Origin of the sequence: Brevibacillus sp. SKDU10 (assembly GCF_001645205.1) — a bacterium.
GTDB classification, from domain to species: Bacteria; Bacillota; Bacilli; order Brevibacillales; family Brevibacillaceae; genus Brevibacillus_B; species Brevibacillus_B halotolerans.
Window position 1 is genome coordinate 1 of record NZ_LSSO01000158.1, and the last position, 18234, is coordinate 18234.

At 41.0% G+C, this 18234-nt stretch carries 10 protein-coding genes and 1 riboswitch; of the genes, 6 read left to right on the plus strand and 4 right to left on the minus strand.

Features of this window, described 5'->3' with window-relative positions; translation table 11 throughout:
• Window positions 1-162 precede the first annotated feature (162 nt).
• From AYJ08_RS12695 to AYJ08_RS12705, 3 genes are all read left to right on the plus strand, one after another.
• The gene (locus tag AYJ08_RS12695) at window positions 163-528 is read left to right on the plus strand and encodes a hypothetical protein (RefSeq protein WP_064018036.1); all 366 of its coding nucleotides are present in this window, start codon (window positions 163-165) and stop codon (window positions 526-528) included.
• Window positions 529-1413: 885 nt separating this feature from the next.
• A complete protein-coding gene (locus tag AYJ08_RS12700; protein WP_031412341.1) occupies window positions 1414-2790 on the plus strand; it encodes a hemolysin family protein in 1377 nt (458 codons plus the stop codon).
• A 60-nt stretch (window positions 2791-2850) separates the two neighbouring features.
• Window positions 2851-5250, plus strand: coding sequence for a UvrD-helicase domain-containing protein (locus AYJ08_RS12705; protein ID WP_064018037.1), 2400 nt, complete (start codon window positions 2851-2853; stop codon window positions 5248-5250).
• A gap of 115 nt (window positions 5251-5365) precedes the next feature.
• Here the strand turns inward: AYJ08_RS12705 and fabI are convergent, their stop codons facing one another.
• Together fabI and AYJ08_RS12715 are read right to left on the minus strand one after the other, a co-directional pair.
• On the minus strand, window positions 5366-6139 hold the full coding sequence (fabI, locus tag AYJ08_RS12710) for an enoyl-ACP reductase FabI (protein ID WP_031412343.1): 774 nt from the start codon (window positions 6137-6139) through the stop codon (window positions 5366-5368).
• A gap of 93 nt (window positions 6140-6232) precedes the next feature.
• Complete coding sequence (locus AYJ08_RS12715; RefSeq protein ID WP_031412344.1) at window positions 6233-6955, minus strand: ZIP family metal transporter; 723 nt, start codon at window positions 6953-6955, stop codon at window positions 6233-6235.
• Between the two features lie 326 nt (window positions 6956-7281).
• On the opposite strand from AYJ08_RS12715, the gene AYJ08_RS12720 reads away from it, so the two are divergent.
• Together AYJ08_RS12720 and AYJ08_RS12725 are read left to right on the plus strand one after the other, a co-directional pair.
• Window positions 7282-7917 carry a hypothetical protein gene (locus AYJ08_RS12720; protein WP_031412345.1) on the plus strand — a complete coding sequence of 212 codons (636 nt, stop codon included), beginning with the start codon at window positions 7282-7284 and terminating at the stop codon, window positions 7915-7917.
• A 138-nt stretch (window positions 7918-8055) separates the two neighbouring features.
• Window positions 8056-8637: a GNAT family N-acetyltransferase gene (locus AYJ08_RS12725; RefSeq protein ID WP_064018038.1), complete on the plus strand. Its 582-nt coding sequence runs from the start codon at window positions 8056-8058 to the stop codon at window positions 8635-8637.
• An 82-nt stretch (window positions 8638-8719) separates the two neighbouring features.
• Here AYJ08_RS12725 and AYJ08_RS12730 read toward each other — a convergent pair whose 3' ends face one another.
• Window positions 8720-9448 (minus strand): TerC family protein, encoded by a 729-nt coding sequence (locus AYJ08_RS12730; RefSeq protein WP_064018039.1) that lies wholly within the window; start codon window positions 9446-9448, stop codon window positions 8720-8722.
• Window positions 9449-9598: 150 nt separating this feature from the next.
• Window positions 9599-9684: riboswitch (yybP-ykoY riboswitch) on the minus strand.
• 101 nt (window positions 9685-9785) lie between these two features.
• Here AYJ08_RS12730 and AYJ08_RS12735 point away from each other — a divergent pair.
• Window positions 9786-10289: a hypothetical protein gene (locus AYJ08_RS12735; RefSeq protein ID WP_031412348.1), complete on the plus strand. Its 504-nt coding sequence runs from the start codon at window positions 9786-9788 to the stop codon at window positions 10287-10289.
• Between the two features lie 117 nt (window positions 10290-10406).
• Here the strand turns inward: AYJ08_RS12735 and AYJ08_RS12740 are convergent, their stop codons facing one another.
• A complete protein-coding gene (locus AYJ08_RS12740) occupies window positions 10407-18041 on the minus strand; it encodes a non-ribosomal peptide synthetase (protein WP_082890942.1) in 7635 nt (2544 codons plus the stop codon).
• Window positions 18042-18234 lie beyond the last annotated feature (193 nt).

Below are 18234 nucleotides of genomic sequence, written 5' to 3' on the forward strand. Positions count from 1 at the left end.
TCATCAATCACCCCAATTTTAGAAAACTTAAACTTGGTTTTACTTACTTCTATAGATAAAATCCCAAATGGCTCCTAATCTATAGAAAAAGCAGTCTGAAAAAATGAGCGCTTACATATAACTGAAGTTATAAACCGGAAAGTAAGCAAGGAGGGAGTCTTCGTGCAACTTGAATGTAACACTCTAGTAGGTATGATCCAGCCATTGTGGTATGTAGAAAAGACGCTTTTAGAGCAAGGTTTTCGTCGGAGCAAGAGCCAAGATTCACCCACCTATAACGCAATGATCTACGATTCATCAACAGGGATGACCTATAATCTCCAAATTCCCACCCGTCATATAGTCCCCAAGGAACGTGAAAACGAGGAAACGATAAAAATTGGTTCCCCCTATTTAAAATTGAAGACGACCTTACGACCATCCCAAGAAGATCTCTTGATTCCCCGGGCAATAAAGGCGGCAGCGGAACATAAATTAGCTGAAATCGCCGATTATCTAAGCAAACCTCATCAACAAACTGCTCAATAAGGCATTAAACCAGCTCTTTTATCATAACATAAACGAATTTCACTCTACATAGGCGGGGGGATTTTTAGCACATTTCACATCTATTTTATCAAGCAAATATGCAGTAGTATACCAAATTGATTTCCTACGAAAGAATACTCAAGCCTTCCATGTGGAAAAGACCAGTCCAATCTCCAGAAATCATACGAAGTACCTAGCTAGACTTATTTTGTATGGTAATCTTCCTTTTTACAAATCTGTAGGTAACCTCTTTCATTTCTTACACAGTTCAGGTATGCAATTGACCCTATATGTAGGTAAATAGGTTCTAACCGTTCGTTTTCGAATAATAGCTCCTTTATAAAGCTGGCGTAAGCAATATTAAATAAGGGCATTGCTGCCAATCATGCTTGCCCCAAATTGAACTGCATGTGAATATATAATGCCATACAAGGGCTGTGACAATTCGTCCAACCCTTTCTTTGCTTTTTTACCGTGGTATATCCAAGACTACATCAGTCAGTCCTGATCTGTTCCCTGCTATCACAATGCCAGTGCTAACACACTCTACAGGCATTTCGGGTTTTTGCTCACTATAGCTGGAGCATCTGCTTTTCATGCATAAAAATGGGGCAGAATGAATGAATACATGCATGATTTCCAGAAAAAAGGAGCCACAGCGATGCTTGCAGCTTTTTCCTGCCAAGATTAGAGATATCTGGTTTTGACTATCCAATTCTCCTGCTGGTATACTAATGTGTAAACTATATAAACTTTCTATTATCCTTGGCATATAAATATGTCATCTTTTGTCCAAACGTTCATAATCTACAACATCATATATAAATTCAACGAAAGATGGAGGTGAGTTCTCCCTTTCTACAAGCTAGAAGGTGGAGAAACCATTTGGACAGTATACCGATAGATCCGTCGAACCTACTGTTAATAGCAGGCCAAGTATTTGTAGCTATCCTGTTGGTTCTTTTAAACGGATTTTTCGTTGCAGCCGAGTTTTCCTTGGTAAAAGTGCGTCAAACGCGCTTAACCCAATTGGTTAACGAAGGTAGCAAAAGCGCCGTTTACGCGCAAAAGGTAACACAACAACTAGACGCTTATTTATCCGCTTGCCAATTGGGGATTACACTCGCGTCCTTGGCACTTGGCTGGGTCGGGGAACCAGTGATAGGCAATTTGATTGTCAAACCACTCCTTGGTCACTGGATTGCGTCTGAGGCTCTTTTACACTCTATTTCCATTGCGATTGCATTCGGTATTATTACTTTTTTGCACATCGTTCTTGGAGAATTGGCTCCAAAGTCGGTCGCCATCCAAAAAGCGGAATCAACCTCACTACTGGTGGCTGCTCCGCTCATGTTCTTCTACAAAATCAGTTATCCAATCATTTGGGTACTGAATGGTGCAGCAACCTTTTTATTGCGCCGTTTGGGCATTCAGCCAGTCTCTGAAAATGAGACGGCCCATACAGAAGAAGAAATTCGTTTGTTGGTAAATGAAAGTCACAAAAGCGGTCACATTGATGTCGAAGAAATGGAGCTTGTGGATAATGTTTTTGATTTCTCCGAACGTCTTGCACGTGAAATCATGATTCCACGAATTGACATGATCTGCTTATATGATGACAATACCTTTGAAGAAAACCTGCAAATGATTCGTGATCAACGCCATACGCGTTTTCCTGTCGCTCATAACGACAAAGACAGAATCATTGGTTTTGTGCATACTTCAGACTTCTATCTAGCAGCTCTCACAGAAGGAAAAGCTAATTTGCATGACTTTTTGCGTCCTATCCTAACGGTGCCAGAGTCCATGGAAGTGAGCCACGTTCTGCGACTGATGCAAAAGCGCCGTTCACAGATCGCGATCGTCATTGATGAATATGGTGGTACTGCCGGATTCATTACCATGGAGGATATCCTAGAAGAGATCGTAGGCGAAATTCAGGATGAATTTGATGCATTTGAGCGTCCTGAGATCGAGACCAAAGCGGAAAATATTTTATCAGTATCTGGTAAAACATTGCTTACCGACTTGAATGATATCTTGCCGATCGAGCTGGTTTCCGATGATGTGGATACAATTGCAGGTTGGGTATACAGCCAATTAAGTGAAGAAGTGACGGCTGGAAAGTCTGTTCTCTATAATAGCTTTAAGTTTACGATTACAGAATTCGATAACCACCGAATAAATAGAATTGCCATTGAACAGCTTGAAGTAGAGCCAGCACAAGAAGATTCGTCTGGCGATATCCTATTGCAAGCCTGATAACTGGAATGTCCCTCTATCATTGAGGGACATTTCCGTTTGTATAGGAGTGAATATATATTGAATATTGCCAAGTACAATGATGAGTTGCTTTTGTTACGCAAAGACAACTATGCAAAGATTCCCACTTGGCGCATGTATGCGAAGCAAGGGGAACTCTCATGCCCTGTTTGTGGACAACCTGTTCAGATCGTTGCTGGCATAAGCCGTAAGCCATTTTTTACTCATGTACATAATGCTCCCTGTTCACTAGACGAACTGGATAGCTACTTACAACAAGCGTTGGTCACGACAGAATTAGCAGCTGCAAGCAGCAATAGTACAGCTAAAGCAAAACAGTCTACATCAGCATCAGGTTTGGAATCTGTACAAGCCTCTGCTAATCACGATCAATCCAATGATTCAATAGTCGGTGGTTTTCGGTTACCTAAAGGACGCAGCATTACATCTCCAGCAACGGCTGTGACACAGGCGCCCGCTACACCTGTTAAAAGCTTCCGTACCCTGATTGCACCAAAACAACGCACACAGGTATTGGAAGAACGTTATCATTCAGATCTACATCCTGCACAAGAGCAGGCTGTTACTTGTACCGAGGGGCCCTTATTAATTCTCGCAGGCGCTGGCAGTGGCAAAACTCGTGTTATGACTGCCCGTACTGCCCATTTAATTACAAAGCTGAATATTGACCCACGCTCTATCATGGTGGTCACCTTTACTACCAAAGCAGCCGGAGAAATTAAACATCGTTTAATGAAATCTTTGCCTTCTCATCAGGCATCAGCTTTGATTGCAGGTACCTTCCATAGCTTATTTTACCGAATGCTATTATTTCATCAGCCTGAACGCTGGGATCAGCAACGTTTGTTAAAGCAAGAATGGCAAAAGCGTAAATTTTTACGTGAAACTGGCGCTATTGCACAGATGGAGAATCCGATAGTCAAGGAGTCGGATTTCGAGGCAGTCTTGAGTATCATAAGCCGTTGGAAAAATGAATATATCACCACTTCCGATGCCCAGCTATTGTCAGTGGACAGTCCGGAAGAAAAGCAAGCACAGGAACTATATCCTCTCTACGAAAAGCTAAAAAAACAGCACGGTTGGTTTGACTTTGATGATATGCTAATTGGCTGTTATGAAATGCTAAAAGACGATTCGCATATCTTGTCGTTGTATCAGGGACGCATCCGATACATTATGATTGATGAGTTCCAAGATATTAACCGCGTTCAATATGAAACAGTAAAGTTACTGGCTGCTCCTGAAAACAATCTCTGCGTAATCGGAGACGATGATCAGTCTATTTATGGCTTTCGAGGAAGTGACCCACGCTATATTCTTGGTTTTACCGCTGACTATCCTAATGCAAAGACTATTTCATTAGAAGTAAACTATCGTTCTCGCTCTTCTATCGTGGGTCTTGGCTATTCCCTGATCGGGAACAATCGTACTCGCTGGAAAAAGGAACTAAAGTCATTTCACCGGGAAGAAGGCTCTTGCTACCTCTTCCAGCCAGCGGATGAAGAGGAACAAGCATCCAGGATCGTGGATGAAATTAAGCTGCGCATAGAAAATGGAGCTGAGCCTCACCAATTTGCGCTGTTGTTTCGTACCTACGAGTCTACACGTCCTTTACTAGAACGTCTGAGCGAGGCAGATATTCCGTTCTCCTTTACACGAGAGGATGAGCCTTTCTATACCAAGCAAGTGGTTCGCTGGGCACTCGGTTACCTTCGACTGGTGGTAGATCGTGAAAATGAATCGGCGCTGCGAGAAATACTGCCTACTCTTTATCTATCACCAACCGTTTGGAACGATATTCGAAGTCAGTCGATCTTAAATAATTGTTCACAGTTAACCGTGCTTCCCGAATTAACCCATCTAAAAACCTTTCAACGGGCGCAAATGCGTAAAGTAATAGATACGCTACATAGCTTATATAACGCTACTCCCGTTCATGCACTTGAAACGATCTATGAGGACCTTAAGCTACGTGATTACGTAAAAAAGCGTGATAAAGATCGACCAGAACGGGATCAGGAACGCTCCACAGATGAATTGCGTCAGTTATTGGTGTCAGCGAAACGTCATACTAGCATTCGAGATTTCCTCATTTATATTGATGAGATGGTAAAAAAGGAAGCTGAATGGCGCAAGCAGCCACAAAACAATCACAATGCCGTACAGATGCTAAGTATTCATCGAGCAAAGGGCTTAGAATTCGATACGGTCTTCTTAGTGGATGTGGTAGAAGGGGCAATCCCTCATGATTTTGCTATGGATCAAGCACGCCAAGGAAACAAGGACGCTATCGAGGAAGAGCGTCGCCTCATGTACGTAGCTGTTACACGAGCAAGACATGATTTATTTATTGGTGTACCTACTGAGAGATTCGGTCGTAAAACACGTATGTCCCGCTTTGTTTCGGAGATGGGGCGAGGAAAAAAAGAACCAGAATAGAACCATGTACGATAAAGAATACCCCCTATGCATGCCGTCATAAGGTTTCGTTCTAAGCGCAGAACTGAACTTTACTTTCACGGCAATCCATAGGGGGTTCTTTTAGTGGTCTAGCTTAACGACCGATGATATTGTAGCCAGCGTCAACATGTAGTACTTCACCAGTAATGCCGCGAGACATATGGCTCATTAAGAATAAAGCAGTGTCGCCTACTTCTGTTTGATCAATCGTACGACGTAAAGGAGCCTTTTCTTCAATTTCTTTGATGATCGCATTAAAGCCGCTAATACCTTTTGCAGCTAATGTACGGATCGGACCAGCAGAGATCGCATTTACGCGAATGTTATCTTTGCCAAGATCACTTGCCAAATAACGTACACTCATATCGAGAGCCGCTTTTGCTACACCCATCACGTTGTAATTGGAGACTACACGCTCACCGCCAAGATATGTCAACGTAACAATACTACCGCCCTCTGTCATTAACGGACGAGCTTCGCGAGCTACCGCTACCAGAGAAAACGCACTGATGTCATGTGCTAACGCAAATCCATCACGGGAGGTATCAACGAATTCACCGCTTAGATCTTCCCCTTTAGCAAATGCGATACAGTGAGCGATGCCATGCAATACTCCTACTTTTTCTTTAATAGATTGGAATAATGCTGCTACCTCTTCATCCTTGGTTACATCGCAGTTGTACAATAGTTGCTCAGGCTGATCCAGCGTTGCAGCCAAATCCTCTACATTTTTTTTCAATCGCTCTCCCTGATACGTGAAAATCAGGTTCGCTCCCGCTTTCGACAAGGACTGGGCAATTCCCCACGCGATACTGCGATGATTCGCTACACCCATAACCAAAATATTTTTACCTTGCAATAAATTCATATGTAAAAACCCCTTTCTTTCCCAACATACTCCAAACATTATAACTTATATTAGCTTGTTCTACGAGTTATCGCTAGTAGTTTGATTAGTCATTTAGTGAGTATGTGTATGAAAAAAGAGTGAAAAAACCATGTAAAGTAGCATAGATACACAAAAATAAAGGCTTAATTTAGGATAATTTCGGTTTTGTATCAGAGGGACCAAGTGACTCGCTGCTACATATAAAAATACCCCTGCTGACAAAGCTAGTCCCGCACTCGTCCATGCTTCGGAAATCCAATGTCCGGCCAGACGCAAGGTCATGGCTCCAAGAATGGTAGCCCCACATAACCCAAGTCCCCCAAGCAAGGCCATTCCACGTTTTCCTGTAGCTGCTAGCAATAGCGAGGATACCGTAATTCCATCAGGCAATCGGTGCAGGATAAGCGCTATGAGTAATGGAAAAGCAAGGCCTGCATCCTTATCCAATCCTGCTGCGATCGAAAAACCTTCAAAAAAGGCATGCATAAAAAATCCAAAGCTTATACCGATCAGGTTATTCGTATGCGGCCTTCCTTGGTCGTGTCGAATGCTTTCTAGTAGGAATAGTAGCATAAAGCCTACCAATACCAGTGGCAGAAATTGATGTGCATCATCTCCCATTGCATGTGGCAGAAGGTCCAAAACGGTTAAACTCAGTAAAATGCCGCCTCCTAGGCTAATCATCACAAATAATGCCTGCTCAGACCACTTTTTGCGAAAACAGATGGTAAAACTACCAAGCAAACTAGCAGCGCAAACCAGTAACAACAGAATTGATATTGGAGGATGCCACATTATTTCATGCCCTGCCTTCCTTATCCACAATCGGACAAACTGTTGATCTGATTCATTTTACGCGTATTGATAGATAGTTATGCTCCTCTGTTCTTGTCAAAGCTAGACATCCATCCCTATACTTGTCCAAATTCGCCGAAAGATCACTAGTTTTTAGAACCTTTGTCGATTGCCTTTTTCCGGGAAAAATAGGTGCTATAATACCTGTAGAAAATGGAACCAACATCTATTCAGCACGTCTTTGTTTTTGTCTTTGTCCTGTTGTATTAGGCTGGTCACAAATGTCTAAAATCTGCTTTGAGGAATTACGATTGGAGAGTGATCACATGAAGCAAATGCTGCATACTTGGATGGCTTCTAAAGAAGTAGCGGAAAAGTTAGACCTGCATGTTCGCACCTTGCGTAATTGGCTAGACTTATTCGTACCGACAAGCCAACGACAAAAAAATCCACAAGGACATTATTTAATTAGCACAGATGGTTTCACGCTGCTGCAAGAGGCAAAAAAACGCAAAGATTCCGGGAACAGCTCCCTAAAAGAGATTCAACGGGACATGCTGGAAGAAGGCATCCTTCCTGTTGAAATCTTAGATAATGAAGTAGCAGCAAACGGGGAGACACAGGTTAGCGGATCGAAAGCATTACCTAGTCAGCCTCTTACAAACGCCCTTCGAGAGGTTGAAATAACCGTACAGGATACACTTCTTCAATTCCAAAAAGAAATAAGTCAACTATCCACTCTGCCACAGTTGCAGGCTTCTATATTAGAAAAAATCGCTGAAATTGAAGATAAACAAGAGGCTCTTCGTTTGGAAATGCGCCGTGTGACGTTTGAAATGGATCTCATGCATCAACGCCTGACACGTCGTAAGCAACGCTCTAACCGCTATGAAAGCAGATGGTCACTTAATCCTTTTCGCTGGTTTACTCGCAGTAACAACCATCGTGTAATTTCAGAGTAAAGACCTTTGTCTTCATTCAGGTCCGGCATAAGCCGGTATTTTTTTTGACTTTGCTCTATTAGCTCTCTACCTTATAATGATAAAAGATTATCACTTTTGCAAAAATATTTTTCCGAATGCTGGATAGGAGGTACAAACATGTATGTACAAATAAAAAATCCTGCCCTCCAACATATTATTCTTCGTGATCTTCAACCAGAGGATATCCCCCTCATCTGGCACTATAACTACGAGGCTATTGACCGGGAGTTTCAAAATTGGAATGGACCCTATCAGCCTGTTGTCTATGTACCTGTAGAGGAATATGAAAAACGGTATCATGAGGATTTGCTCCTAGTAAACACAACTATTCCCCGCAGGAATCTAGTGATTGAAATCAATGGAGAGCTAAAAGGTACGGTAGGTCGTTACTGGGTAGACAAAGCGACTAATTGGTGCGAGATAGGCATTGTCATTTATGATTCATCTTATTGGTCTGGCGGTTACGGAACCGTTGCTTTTCAATCGTGGATTGATTATTTGTTTACCGAAATGGATGTGGTTCGTCTCGGAATCTCGACATGGTCAGGCAACGAACGGATGATGCGTCTAGCCCAAAAATGCGGGATGCAAGAGGAAGGGCGAATACGACAAGCAAGAATCGTCCGTGGTGCATATTATGATTCTATAAAAATGGGGATTTTACGCAGTGAATGGCAGGCTCAGGCTCGGAAACCCTAGACAACACTCCCTTTTTCAAAAAATAAAAAAGCCACGGAGCATGACTGCTCCTGTGGCTACTTTTTACGATCGTACATTCTTTTTACGATCCGATATTTACTTCATGATGAGAGTTTTTTTCCTCATGCATAAGTTGGTTAGCCATGGCTTTTTTCGCCATCCGATTACGTTGCCAGTAACCAGCTACGATTACCCCTACAATAATAACACCTTTCAGTAGATAGCTTATCCAAGGATTAGCATCGAAGAACGGTTGTAGATGAGCCTCATGCGTAATCATTTTAGCTGCTGCTAAGGCTAGAATTCCTGCCCCTACATAAGGAATCCATGCATAGCGATCCATCGCCTTGAGGATTAATGTGCTTCCCCATACCATGATTGGTACGCTAATTAGTAAGCCAATAATAATGAGCACCATATTACCATGAGCAGTACCGGCAATTGCTACAACGTTATCAATTCCCATTGTTACATCAGCAATCACAATAGTTCGAATCGCTGCCATTAACGAATCTCCAGCTTTGATGTCCTTTTCATGCCCATCTTCCACCAATAGATTATAAGAAATCCAAACCAGCAAGAGACCTCCGATAACAAATAAGAATGGAATTTGTAACAAATACGCTGCTGCAATCGTTGCAATTACACGAACAACTACAGCTAACCCTGTTCCCCAGAAAATCGCCTTTTTCTTTTGCTCCAGCGGCAGGTTTCGGCTTGCCATGGCAATGACTACTGCATTGTCTCCACCAAGCAAAATATCAATAGCAATGATCATTAGTAACTGAATAATAAATTCTGTCTCAAACATAATTTCTTCCCTCCCTGCCCTCCGTGGGCTCATCTTACCCTTGAACGCCTTACTTTGATCTTTTGCTGGTTCTTCATGAAAACATCATGATTGACAACAAAAAAGACCTTTACCTACGTACATATCCTGTACATAGGCAAAGGTCTTGCTAACAACGGTCCGTTGCCAACAAAGCCGAGGATATACATCCTGTAATGACGACTTTGCTGTAAAAGCTACTCCCCTTTGACTGAGAGTTGCGTTCTTTTAAGTTTTATATTGTCATCATACGAGTAACTCCACTTGTTGTCAAGCATCCTTTTCAGTATGATGGATGAGTAAGGAGGAGGAGACAAAAGTGAAGAAACCATTTGTGATTGAAGCCATCATGCTAGCTATATATGGTAATTTACTAGTGCCAAGCGAGCCTGTCGAATACCTCATCCCTTCTTCTACTCTCCGTGAACTGGACGAATTTATCGGAAATTCTAGTCCCATCATGCATGACCCGGAAGAAGAGCAACGGGTAAGGGAAATTATTGGTGACATGATCCAATATTTCAACAATCCGTTTCGACGTAAAATGATGGAAAAATCATTGGTAGCACCATGGTCTACTGTTACCTTTGAACATAGTGATACGGTTCACTTTACCATTGTAAAAGCGGAGGATACCGCCATGTGGGGAGAGATTTTTGACCCCATTGAAACAGAATTAATTTTAACAGCCATGAAATGGGACGTTCCTCTGATTACTGATCAAACCGAATGGCAGGATCGTTTGCTGGAATATGTGATTCCAATTCAATTTTATGATATTGAGGACTTCGATTTTGCCGTGGAGCCTAATCTCTATTTATAGAGAAAAAGAAAGGCTTATCCTTTTTCTGACAAATGGATAAGCCTTTAGCGTGTAGACACCCTCAGATACAAAGGTCTACACGCTTTTTATTGGCCGTAAAAAATGACTATGCTACTGCTACTTTAAGATAGTCTCCTGTATTGCAGGAAAAAAGTCTACTTCTACAGCATATTCGATCATACCTCTTATAAGTTGTTCTGTCGGTTTTGGACAAACAACGGCGGTATTTTGTAAAAATTCTTGTGCAAGCGCACAATCAGGTATCGAAATAGACATGCCTTCACTAGCTTCCAATGAAGGCAGGATCAACTCTAATGCCTGCTGTTGCTCGTCAGAAAGATCTCCCTGATAAAGAGTCTGAATATACTCCTCCGCCTGAATGAGAGAAACCGGATATCCTGCTTGTTGTATATTACGAATAAAATCCTCCCAGGTAATTTGAGCCGGATTACATATGTGCAGCGTCTCACCGATTGTCTCTAGCTGGCACGAAAGCTGTACAATAGCCTTGCTTCCATAATCAATAGGCGTTAAATCCATGTAGCCAGGTATTGAAGGCGCAACTCGTAATAAGAAGATGGCTTTCAGCAAGCGATAAAATGCATTTTCATGAATGTTATATTGAAACTTACCTGTCACAGAATGTCCAACCAGATTACCTACTCGGTAAATGGTTGCATCCAATCCCTCTTCCATCGCTTGTCTTACACTTTTCTCTGATAAAAACTTACTTTCGACATAGACATTTTCTATTTCTTGACCACGGTCAAAATCGGTTTCATAAAACATAAATTCTGCTGGATCGTGGATAGAGTGCCCAACCACGCTTAATGTGGAAATATAATGGAACCGCGCTTTTAATTTTTTCGATAGTTGAATTAGTTCATTTGTAGAATCAAGATTTACTTTATGAAAATGCTCACGATCTCCATAATGTCTTACCTCTCCTCCACAGTGAATAACCGAATCAATCTTTCCTGCTAAATGATCCGATACCAAAGAATCCATCCCTAGTCCCTTGCTGCTTAAGTCACCTTCCACCGTGAAAACTCTACCCTTCATTTGCGATAGAACGTCTTGTCCAAAATAGAACACCATTTTTTCCTCTAGTTTTCTATCAATCGAGACATCGCCCGTTTTACGTACGAGACAGTGGATAGGAATTGAAGGTATTTCAAGCAATTCCTTTAGAATATAGGCACCTAAGAAACCCGTAGCACCTGTAAGAAAAACTCCTTTTGGTACATTTACAGTGATGTTGGACACTGTTTCGCGTTTTTTCTGTATCTGATTCGTTACAGGTTTGGTAGCTATTGGAGATTGCTCTACGGTTTGTGTACTTTGTGTGCTTTGTTCTTGCTTTTTTTCTAAATACTGAGCAAGCTTAGCTACTGTACGGAATTTGAAAAAATCCTGAATTCGAATCTTCGGATATTTAGGCTTTAATTGTACCAGAACAGGCATGATTTTTAAGGAGTGTCCACCTAACTCAAAAAAATCATCCTCTAGTCCAACAGGCTTCACATCCAATACCTGTTCCCAAATTTGCGCAATTTCTATTTGCAACTCCGTCTCAGGCTTAGTAAAGCTTCTTTCTTTTTTCACGAAATGTGGGGAGTTCTGCATCAAGCTTTTTCGATCGACTTTACCATTTGGAGTTAACGGTAGTTCCTCCAGATGAATATAGTGCCTTGGAAGCATATATTCTGGAAGCGTTCCAGATAAATAGGAATTTAACTCGCTGGCTTGGATTTCTTGTTGACTATTCGTAGTGTAATAGGAAACAAGAACTTTCTCTGCTCCAGAATCTACTGCCAGCACAACAGATTGATGAATCAAAGGATGCTGTAAAAGCGTTTCTTCTATTTCACCTAATTCTACACGGTAACCCCTGATTTTAATTTGATCATCTCTTCTGCCAACGAATTCAATATTGCCGTCAGGTAACCATCTAGCTAAATCACCTGTGCGATATAGTCTATCTGCAAACTCATGAGTAAATGGATTTGAGATAAATACTTCTTCATTTTTCTTCTCTTGATTCCAATACCCTGGTGAAAGTCCAACACTCTCGATATAAATCTCACCAATTGCTCCAATTGGGCACGGCGTTTTTTGAGAATGGAGAATGTGAATCTTGGTATTGGCAAGCGGCTTTCCAATCGGAACATTTTTTTGCTCAGGCTCGATCTGATGAATTGGATAAAACGTTGCAGAAACAGTAGCCTCAGTTGGGCCGTACTCGTTAATAATCAACGTCTGCTGACCAAATCTATTATGCCATGCTCGTACAGATTCAGCAGGGAGAGCTTCTCCTCCAACCATCATCATACGCAGCGTTTTTACCATTTCTGCTTCTGTATTACTCAGGGAAGCAATTAAGTTATGGAAAAATACGATTGGCACATCCGTGATTGTAGCCTGAACCTTTTGAACTGCAAGAGCATAGGCACTGACAGAAAATCTCTCATCTTCAGATAAAATGTGTAATCTAGCTCCATGCAACAAGGCTGAAAAGATCTCAGAAACAGAGGTGTCAAAGCTAAAGGAAGCAAACTGAACAAAAGTATCCTCGCAATTTACCTGAAATTGATCCTTCCTCCATTGAATCAGATTAAGAACCCCGCGATGACGCAGTAATGTGCCCTTTGGTTTCCCAGTCGAGCCAGATGTATAAATGACGTAAGCTATATCCTCTGCAGTATTTAAGGTTTCCACATGATTGGTTTGTCCAAGTTCATACACATCTTCCATGCGCACAACGACACCTGTATAACGTGATAATCCCTTCATGTGAGCATCTCTTGTAATCATGTACGAGGTTTGACTATCTTCTAAGATATATTCAATACGATCCTTTGGATAGCCCGTATCAATCGGAACATAAGCTCCTCCTGCCTTTAAGATACCTAACATAGCAATAATGCTCTCAATGCTTCTATCAAGTAATATAGCTACCTTCTCTTGCGGTCTCATCCCGGTAAAACGTAAATAATGAGCTACCTGATTGGATGCGTGGTTTACCTCTTCATAAGTGAGAGACTGCTCTCCCATTGAAATTGCGATTTTACTAGGATACTTGCTTGCTTGCTCATAAAATCGTTCCTGAATCGTTTGCTCAAAAGGGAATGCAGCTTTTGTACCGTTTACTTCCTGATACAGTTGTTTCTCCTCATCTGTCAATAAATCCAGCAGATATGGTGCAGACAGACGCTGGTTGATGAATGCTTCCAGGATTTTCTCCAAGCTACCAGCAAATCGAGAAATGGTAGCTTGTGTAAATAAATCCTTGTTATATTCAAACGCTAGATGTAATTGTTGATTCTTCTCATATACGACTAGAGAAAGATCAAATTTACTCGTATTGATATCGCATGGGAGCACTTCTAATTGATAGTCACCCTGCTGTAGATTCAGATTATTTTCGTAGGTAAACATCGTTGAAAAGATAGGGGTTTGATTTTCCATTCGATCAGGATTGATTAGCTCTATTAGACTATCAAAAGGATACGCCTGGTGATGATAAGCTGCTAAGGTGGTCTCCTTTACCTTTTGGATAAGCTGGTGCAAGGTATCCACACCTTGGAAATTCATCCGGATAGCTAATGTATTTACAAAAAAGCCTTGAATATGCTCTAACGATTCATGTATTCGCCCAGCGATAGGGGTTCCTACAATGATATCCTCTTGTCCAGAGAAATGGCTTAATAGTTTGAAATAAGCAGACAATAATAGCATATTCATCGTAACGCTTTCAGCTTTGCCTACTTCTTTTAACTGCTGAGTGAGCTTTTTAGTAAGAGGAAACTCAATGGTTTCGCCCTCAAAGGTCTGTTCCTTAGGTCGAATGAAATCCAGAGGCAGTTCTAGAACCGGCAAAGGTCCTCTTAGCTGTTCAAGCCAGTATGCCTCTTCCGCTTTCCAATAGCCCTCTTTAAGCTTTTGTTCCTGCCATTCTGCATAATCAATATATCGACGCTCAATAGGCTGTAAGCTTGGTTTCTTCCCTTGTTCCTGAGCCTGATAAACCTCCATGCATTCTTGCAGAAGTAGCTGTATACTCCATTCATCCGTGATGAGGTGATGAAAATTTAAATAGAGATGGCTTAGCTCATCCGAAAGCGAATATAACGAGATTCTAAATAAAGGTCCATTAGACAAATCAAATGGCTCTTTCATATCATTTCTTATCTCTTCTTCGATTAAGGCTTTCTGTTGTTCTTCGTTTAAATGAGACAAGTCCTTATGATAAAATGCTAACTCAAAAGTATTGTGTATAACCTGTCTAGGTTCACCCTGGAATTCCACAAATGTAGTACGCAGGATCTCATGTCGATTGATCAATATTTCTAGAGCTTGTCTGAACAAATCAGGATCAAGGCCCGGTTTGAATTTCAACTGTAACGGAACATGGTACACGCCTAAACTATTATTCCATTTTTCCAAGAACCATAGCCTTTTTTGGGCATTCGATAATGTATAATGCTCTTGTTCAATAACGTGCGGCAATCTATCTATATCCTTGCTTACTTGATAAGCAGTATTTGTAGTAGCCTGCTCGTCGATAAATACTGCCAGGCGTTCTACCGTGCGATACCGGAATAAATCCTTGAGCTCGATTTTAGCTTCTACTTGCTTTTGTACCTGATTGATTACCTTAATAGCTATTAATGAGTGACCTCCTAGTGCAAAAAAGTCATCCTTAATGCTGATTTTCGCTTCTTCTATTTGAAGCACTTTCTCCCATATTTTTACTACAGCTTTTTCTGTAGGGGTATTGGGTGATATATATATTCTACTCTCCGTGGTCATAAGTGATCTAGCTTGTTGAGCTAATGACTTACGATCCACTTTTCCACTAGGTGAGAGAGGCATTGATGACAGAGTATAGAAATGCTCCGGTACCATATATACAGGTAGCCTTTGATTCAGATAGGTTACTAATTCTTCCACTGGTATGTCTTCATCAGAATCAGCAGCCATATAAAAGGCTACTAATCTAGAACGATCATGATCATCCTTATAGACAACAATAGCCGAATCCTTTACCTTAGGATGCTGTAATAATACGGTTTCAATTTCGTCTAGCTCTATTCGATAGCCTCTAATTTTTACCTGATGATCCATGCGCCCCATAAATTCCAAGTTGCCATCTGGTAGAATACGCCCTATATCCCCGGTGCGATAAAACCTTTTCTCAGGTTGGTTAGGAAGAGCAAGTGAAACAAAAGCCGCCTTTGTTTGTTCGGCTTGATTTAAATATCCCTTTGCTAATCCTACGCCTCCAAGAATGATTTCTCCTGGGACATTTATCGGGCAGAGCATGCCGTGTTTATTCAAAATAAAGATTTCACTGTTTGCCAAAGGCTTACCTATTGGGATGCTCTGTTGCTCCTCTGGCAGCATTTCTGTAAGATCAAAGATCGTTTTACAAACGGTAGCCTCTGTAGGCCCATAAGCGTTAGCGATTAGAATCCTCTTTCCTACCTTACGCTGCCACATGCGTACTGCTTCTGGGGATAAGGTTTCACCGCCAATAAAAATAGCTTTCAGCGAGTGTAATTGCTCTAAAGTCTCCTTAGGCAGTTGCGATAGCTGTTTAAAGTAAATGACAGGAAGAACACAATAATTTGCTTTGGTGCTGTTTACGGTTAGGACAAAATTTTCTGGAGATGTTCGATCTAGGTCTGAAAGCAGGTGAAGTCTTCCACCACATAATAGGCTAGAGTAAATCTCCCACACAGAGGCATCAAAAATAAGGGAAGCAAACTGTAAATAAACATCTTTTTCTGTAAATTTGTACTTATCCTTTAAGGAATAAATTAAGTTTACAACCCCAATATGGGACAATAATACACCCTTTGGATTACCTGTCGAGCCTGAGGTATAGATCATATAAGCAATATCCTCGGGAGTATGGCACGCTTCAACTGAATCAACAGGAAGATCTGTAGGAATCTCTTCCCACAATAAACAGCATCCAGAATCATTTGGAAGCTTATGAGCCCATTTCTTTCTAGTAATGAGATGGGTTGCTTCGCTATCCGCAACCATATACTGTATACGCTCGGCAGGAAAATCTGGATCAATAGGAACATAGGCTCCACCTGCCTTTAAGATCGCTATCATGGCGATAATAGTGTCAATATGACGATCCATTAATAACGCAACCCGCTCACTTTTCTTCAGATGATGTTGAAGAAGATAATGAGCAAGCTGATTAGTCCGATCCTGCAATTGTTTATAAGTAATAGCTTCCTCTCCCATAGTAATGGCTAGGCAGTCTGGGAATTGAGAAGCTTGATCATCGATAAGCTGATCCAATGTTTTTGCAGTCGGAAAATCCAAATTATTACGATTTATTTTCTCATAAATTTCATAATCCTGTTCAATAAGGAATGGCAATGTATGTAGTGATGCTTCGGGATTTTGAAGTAAGGTTTCTAATACATGAATATAGCGTTGAAGTAGATTTTCAATTGTATTCGAATGATATAAGTCCGTATTAAAATCTATCTCTATCATATATTGCTTCTCTTCGCTTTTAACTACTCGCCATACAATATCAAAAAGAGTGGTACGTTTAAATTGATAAGTTACCTCTGCTTCAATTCCTTCAAATTCGATTGTAGGAAGACCTACCATATTAAATACCGTAGAGACGATCGGTCTATCTCCCTTTTCAGTTGAATCGGTGTTTTCGATCAGAGATTCACTTCGATAATGTTGATGCTGCAAGGCCTCTCTAACATGTTGATCAACTTGCTTGAGCAATTGATTATAACCTTGCACATCAGCTAAAGAAAGACGGATAGGAAGAGTATTAATATAATAGCCAAAAATTTCCTCAAAGCCTTTTCTAGGTCTCAGATTCACAGGCATACCAACCACGATATCTTCTTCCAAAGTCATTTGATGCAAAAGGATAAAATAAGCCGTTAGCATAACACGATACACACTTATCTGCATGTCTGTTGAAAATTTTTCAACTTTCCGCATCAATGCCGAGTCAATGATACAGCTTATGTAATCTCCTTGATAGGTCAAGCCTTTAGCAGGAGAATGATCTGAGGAAAATCCCACGTAAGGAATAGAGCCTTGCATCTTATTTGCCCAGTATGTATCGGATTCCTGATGAGCTAATGCTCCTATTTCAGTAGCTTGTATCAGCTTAGCAATTACTGTATCGTCCTGCTTGTCCTGAGCAATTTGTTCCTTCTTTTTTAAAGCTGTATAGAAGGCGGATAGTTCTCGCAAAAAGATGCCAGAGCTCCAGCCATCATAAATGATATGGTGGAAAACAACATAAAATAGATATTCTTCATCACTTATTTTAAGTAAATGAGGGCGTAATAATGGTCCTTCCTCCAACGAAAATGGCTCTATACGTAAAAGTTCTAAAGTGTCCTGGATCATATTTTCTTTTTCTATCGGCGGAATCGCTGTAAAATCGTGTGGAGTGATTGGAACATTCACTTGAGGCAAAATTAGTTTTTGCGGATTCTCCCCATCCTGACAAATAAAGATCATACGCAAAGCTGGATGTCGTTGAACAATTCGATCTAAAGCTTCCTGCAAGAGGATTAGAGAAACTTCCCCTTTCAATTTAATTCCAAGCGGTTCATTGCATGACGCTGGATTCATCTGATGTGCGATCCAAAGAGATTTTTCTGCATTCGTCAACTCAAGGGCTTGTTGGTCAGGTGAATGTTGCTCCCTCTCTCCTCGCACGAGACTCATTTTTGTAAACATTCTAGTAGTCCCTCCTAAATCAATTTTGAACGCTTCACTCATGATTGTTTGTTCGGGGCTTTCCAATTCATTGTTTGCAAAATAGACAAAATGCTGCAATTTTCGCTCATTACTCATCTCCTTTTTTACGCTAGAATAAAACTAACACTTTTAACTTTTCAATCATCTTATAATTTAATTATACATATATTGT

Coding starts and splice junctions, on each gene's coding strand:
- AYJ08_RS12730 (WP_064018039.1), bottom strand. CDS start 9,448: ATGTTTGAGACAGAATTTATTATTCAGTTACTAATGATCATTGCTATT.
- AYJ08_RS12725 (WP_064018038.1), top strand. CDS start 8,056: ATGTATGTACAAATAAAAAATCCTGCCCTCCAACATATTATTCTTCGT.
- AYJ08_RS12715 (WP_031412344.1), bottom strand. CDS start 6,955: ATGTGGCATCCTCCAATATCAATTCTGTTGTTACTGGTTTGCGCTGCT.
- AYJ08_RS12720 (WP_031412345.1), top strand. CDS start 7,282: ATGAAGCAAATGCTGCATACTTGGATGGCTTCTAAAGAAGTAGCGGAA.
- fabI (WP_031412343.1), bottom strand. CDS start 6,139: ATGAATTTATTGCAAGGTAAAAATATTTTGGTTATGGGTGTAGCGAAT.
- AYJ08_RS12740 (WP_082890942.1), bottom strand. CDS start 18,041: ATGTTTACAAAAATGAGTCTCGTGCGAGGAGAGAGGGAGCAACATTCA.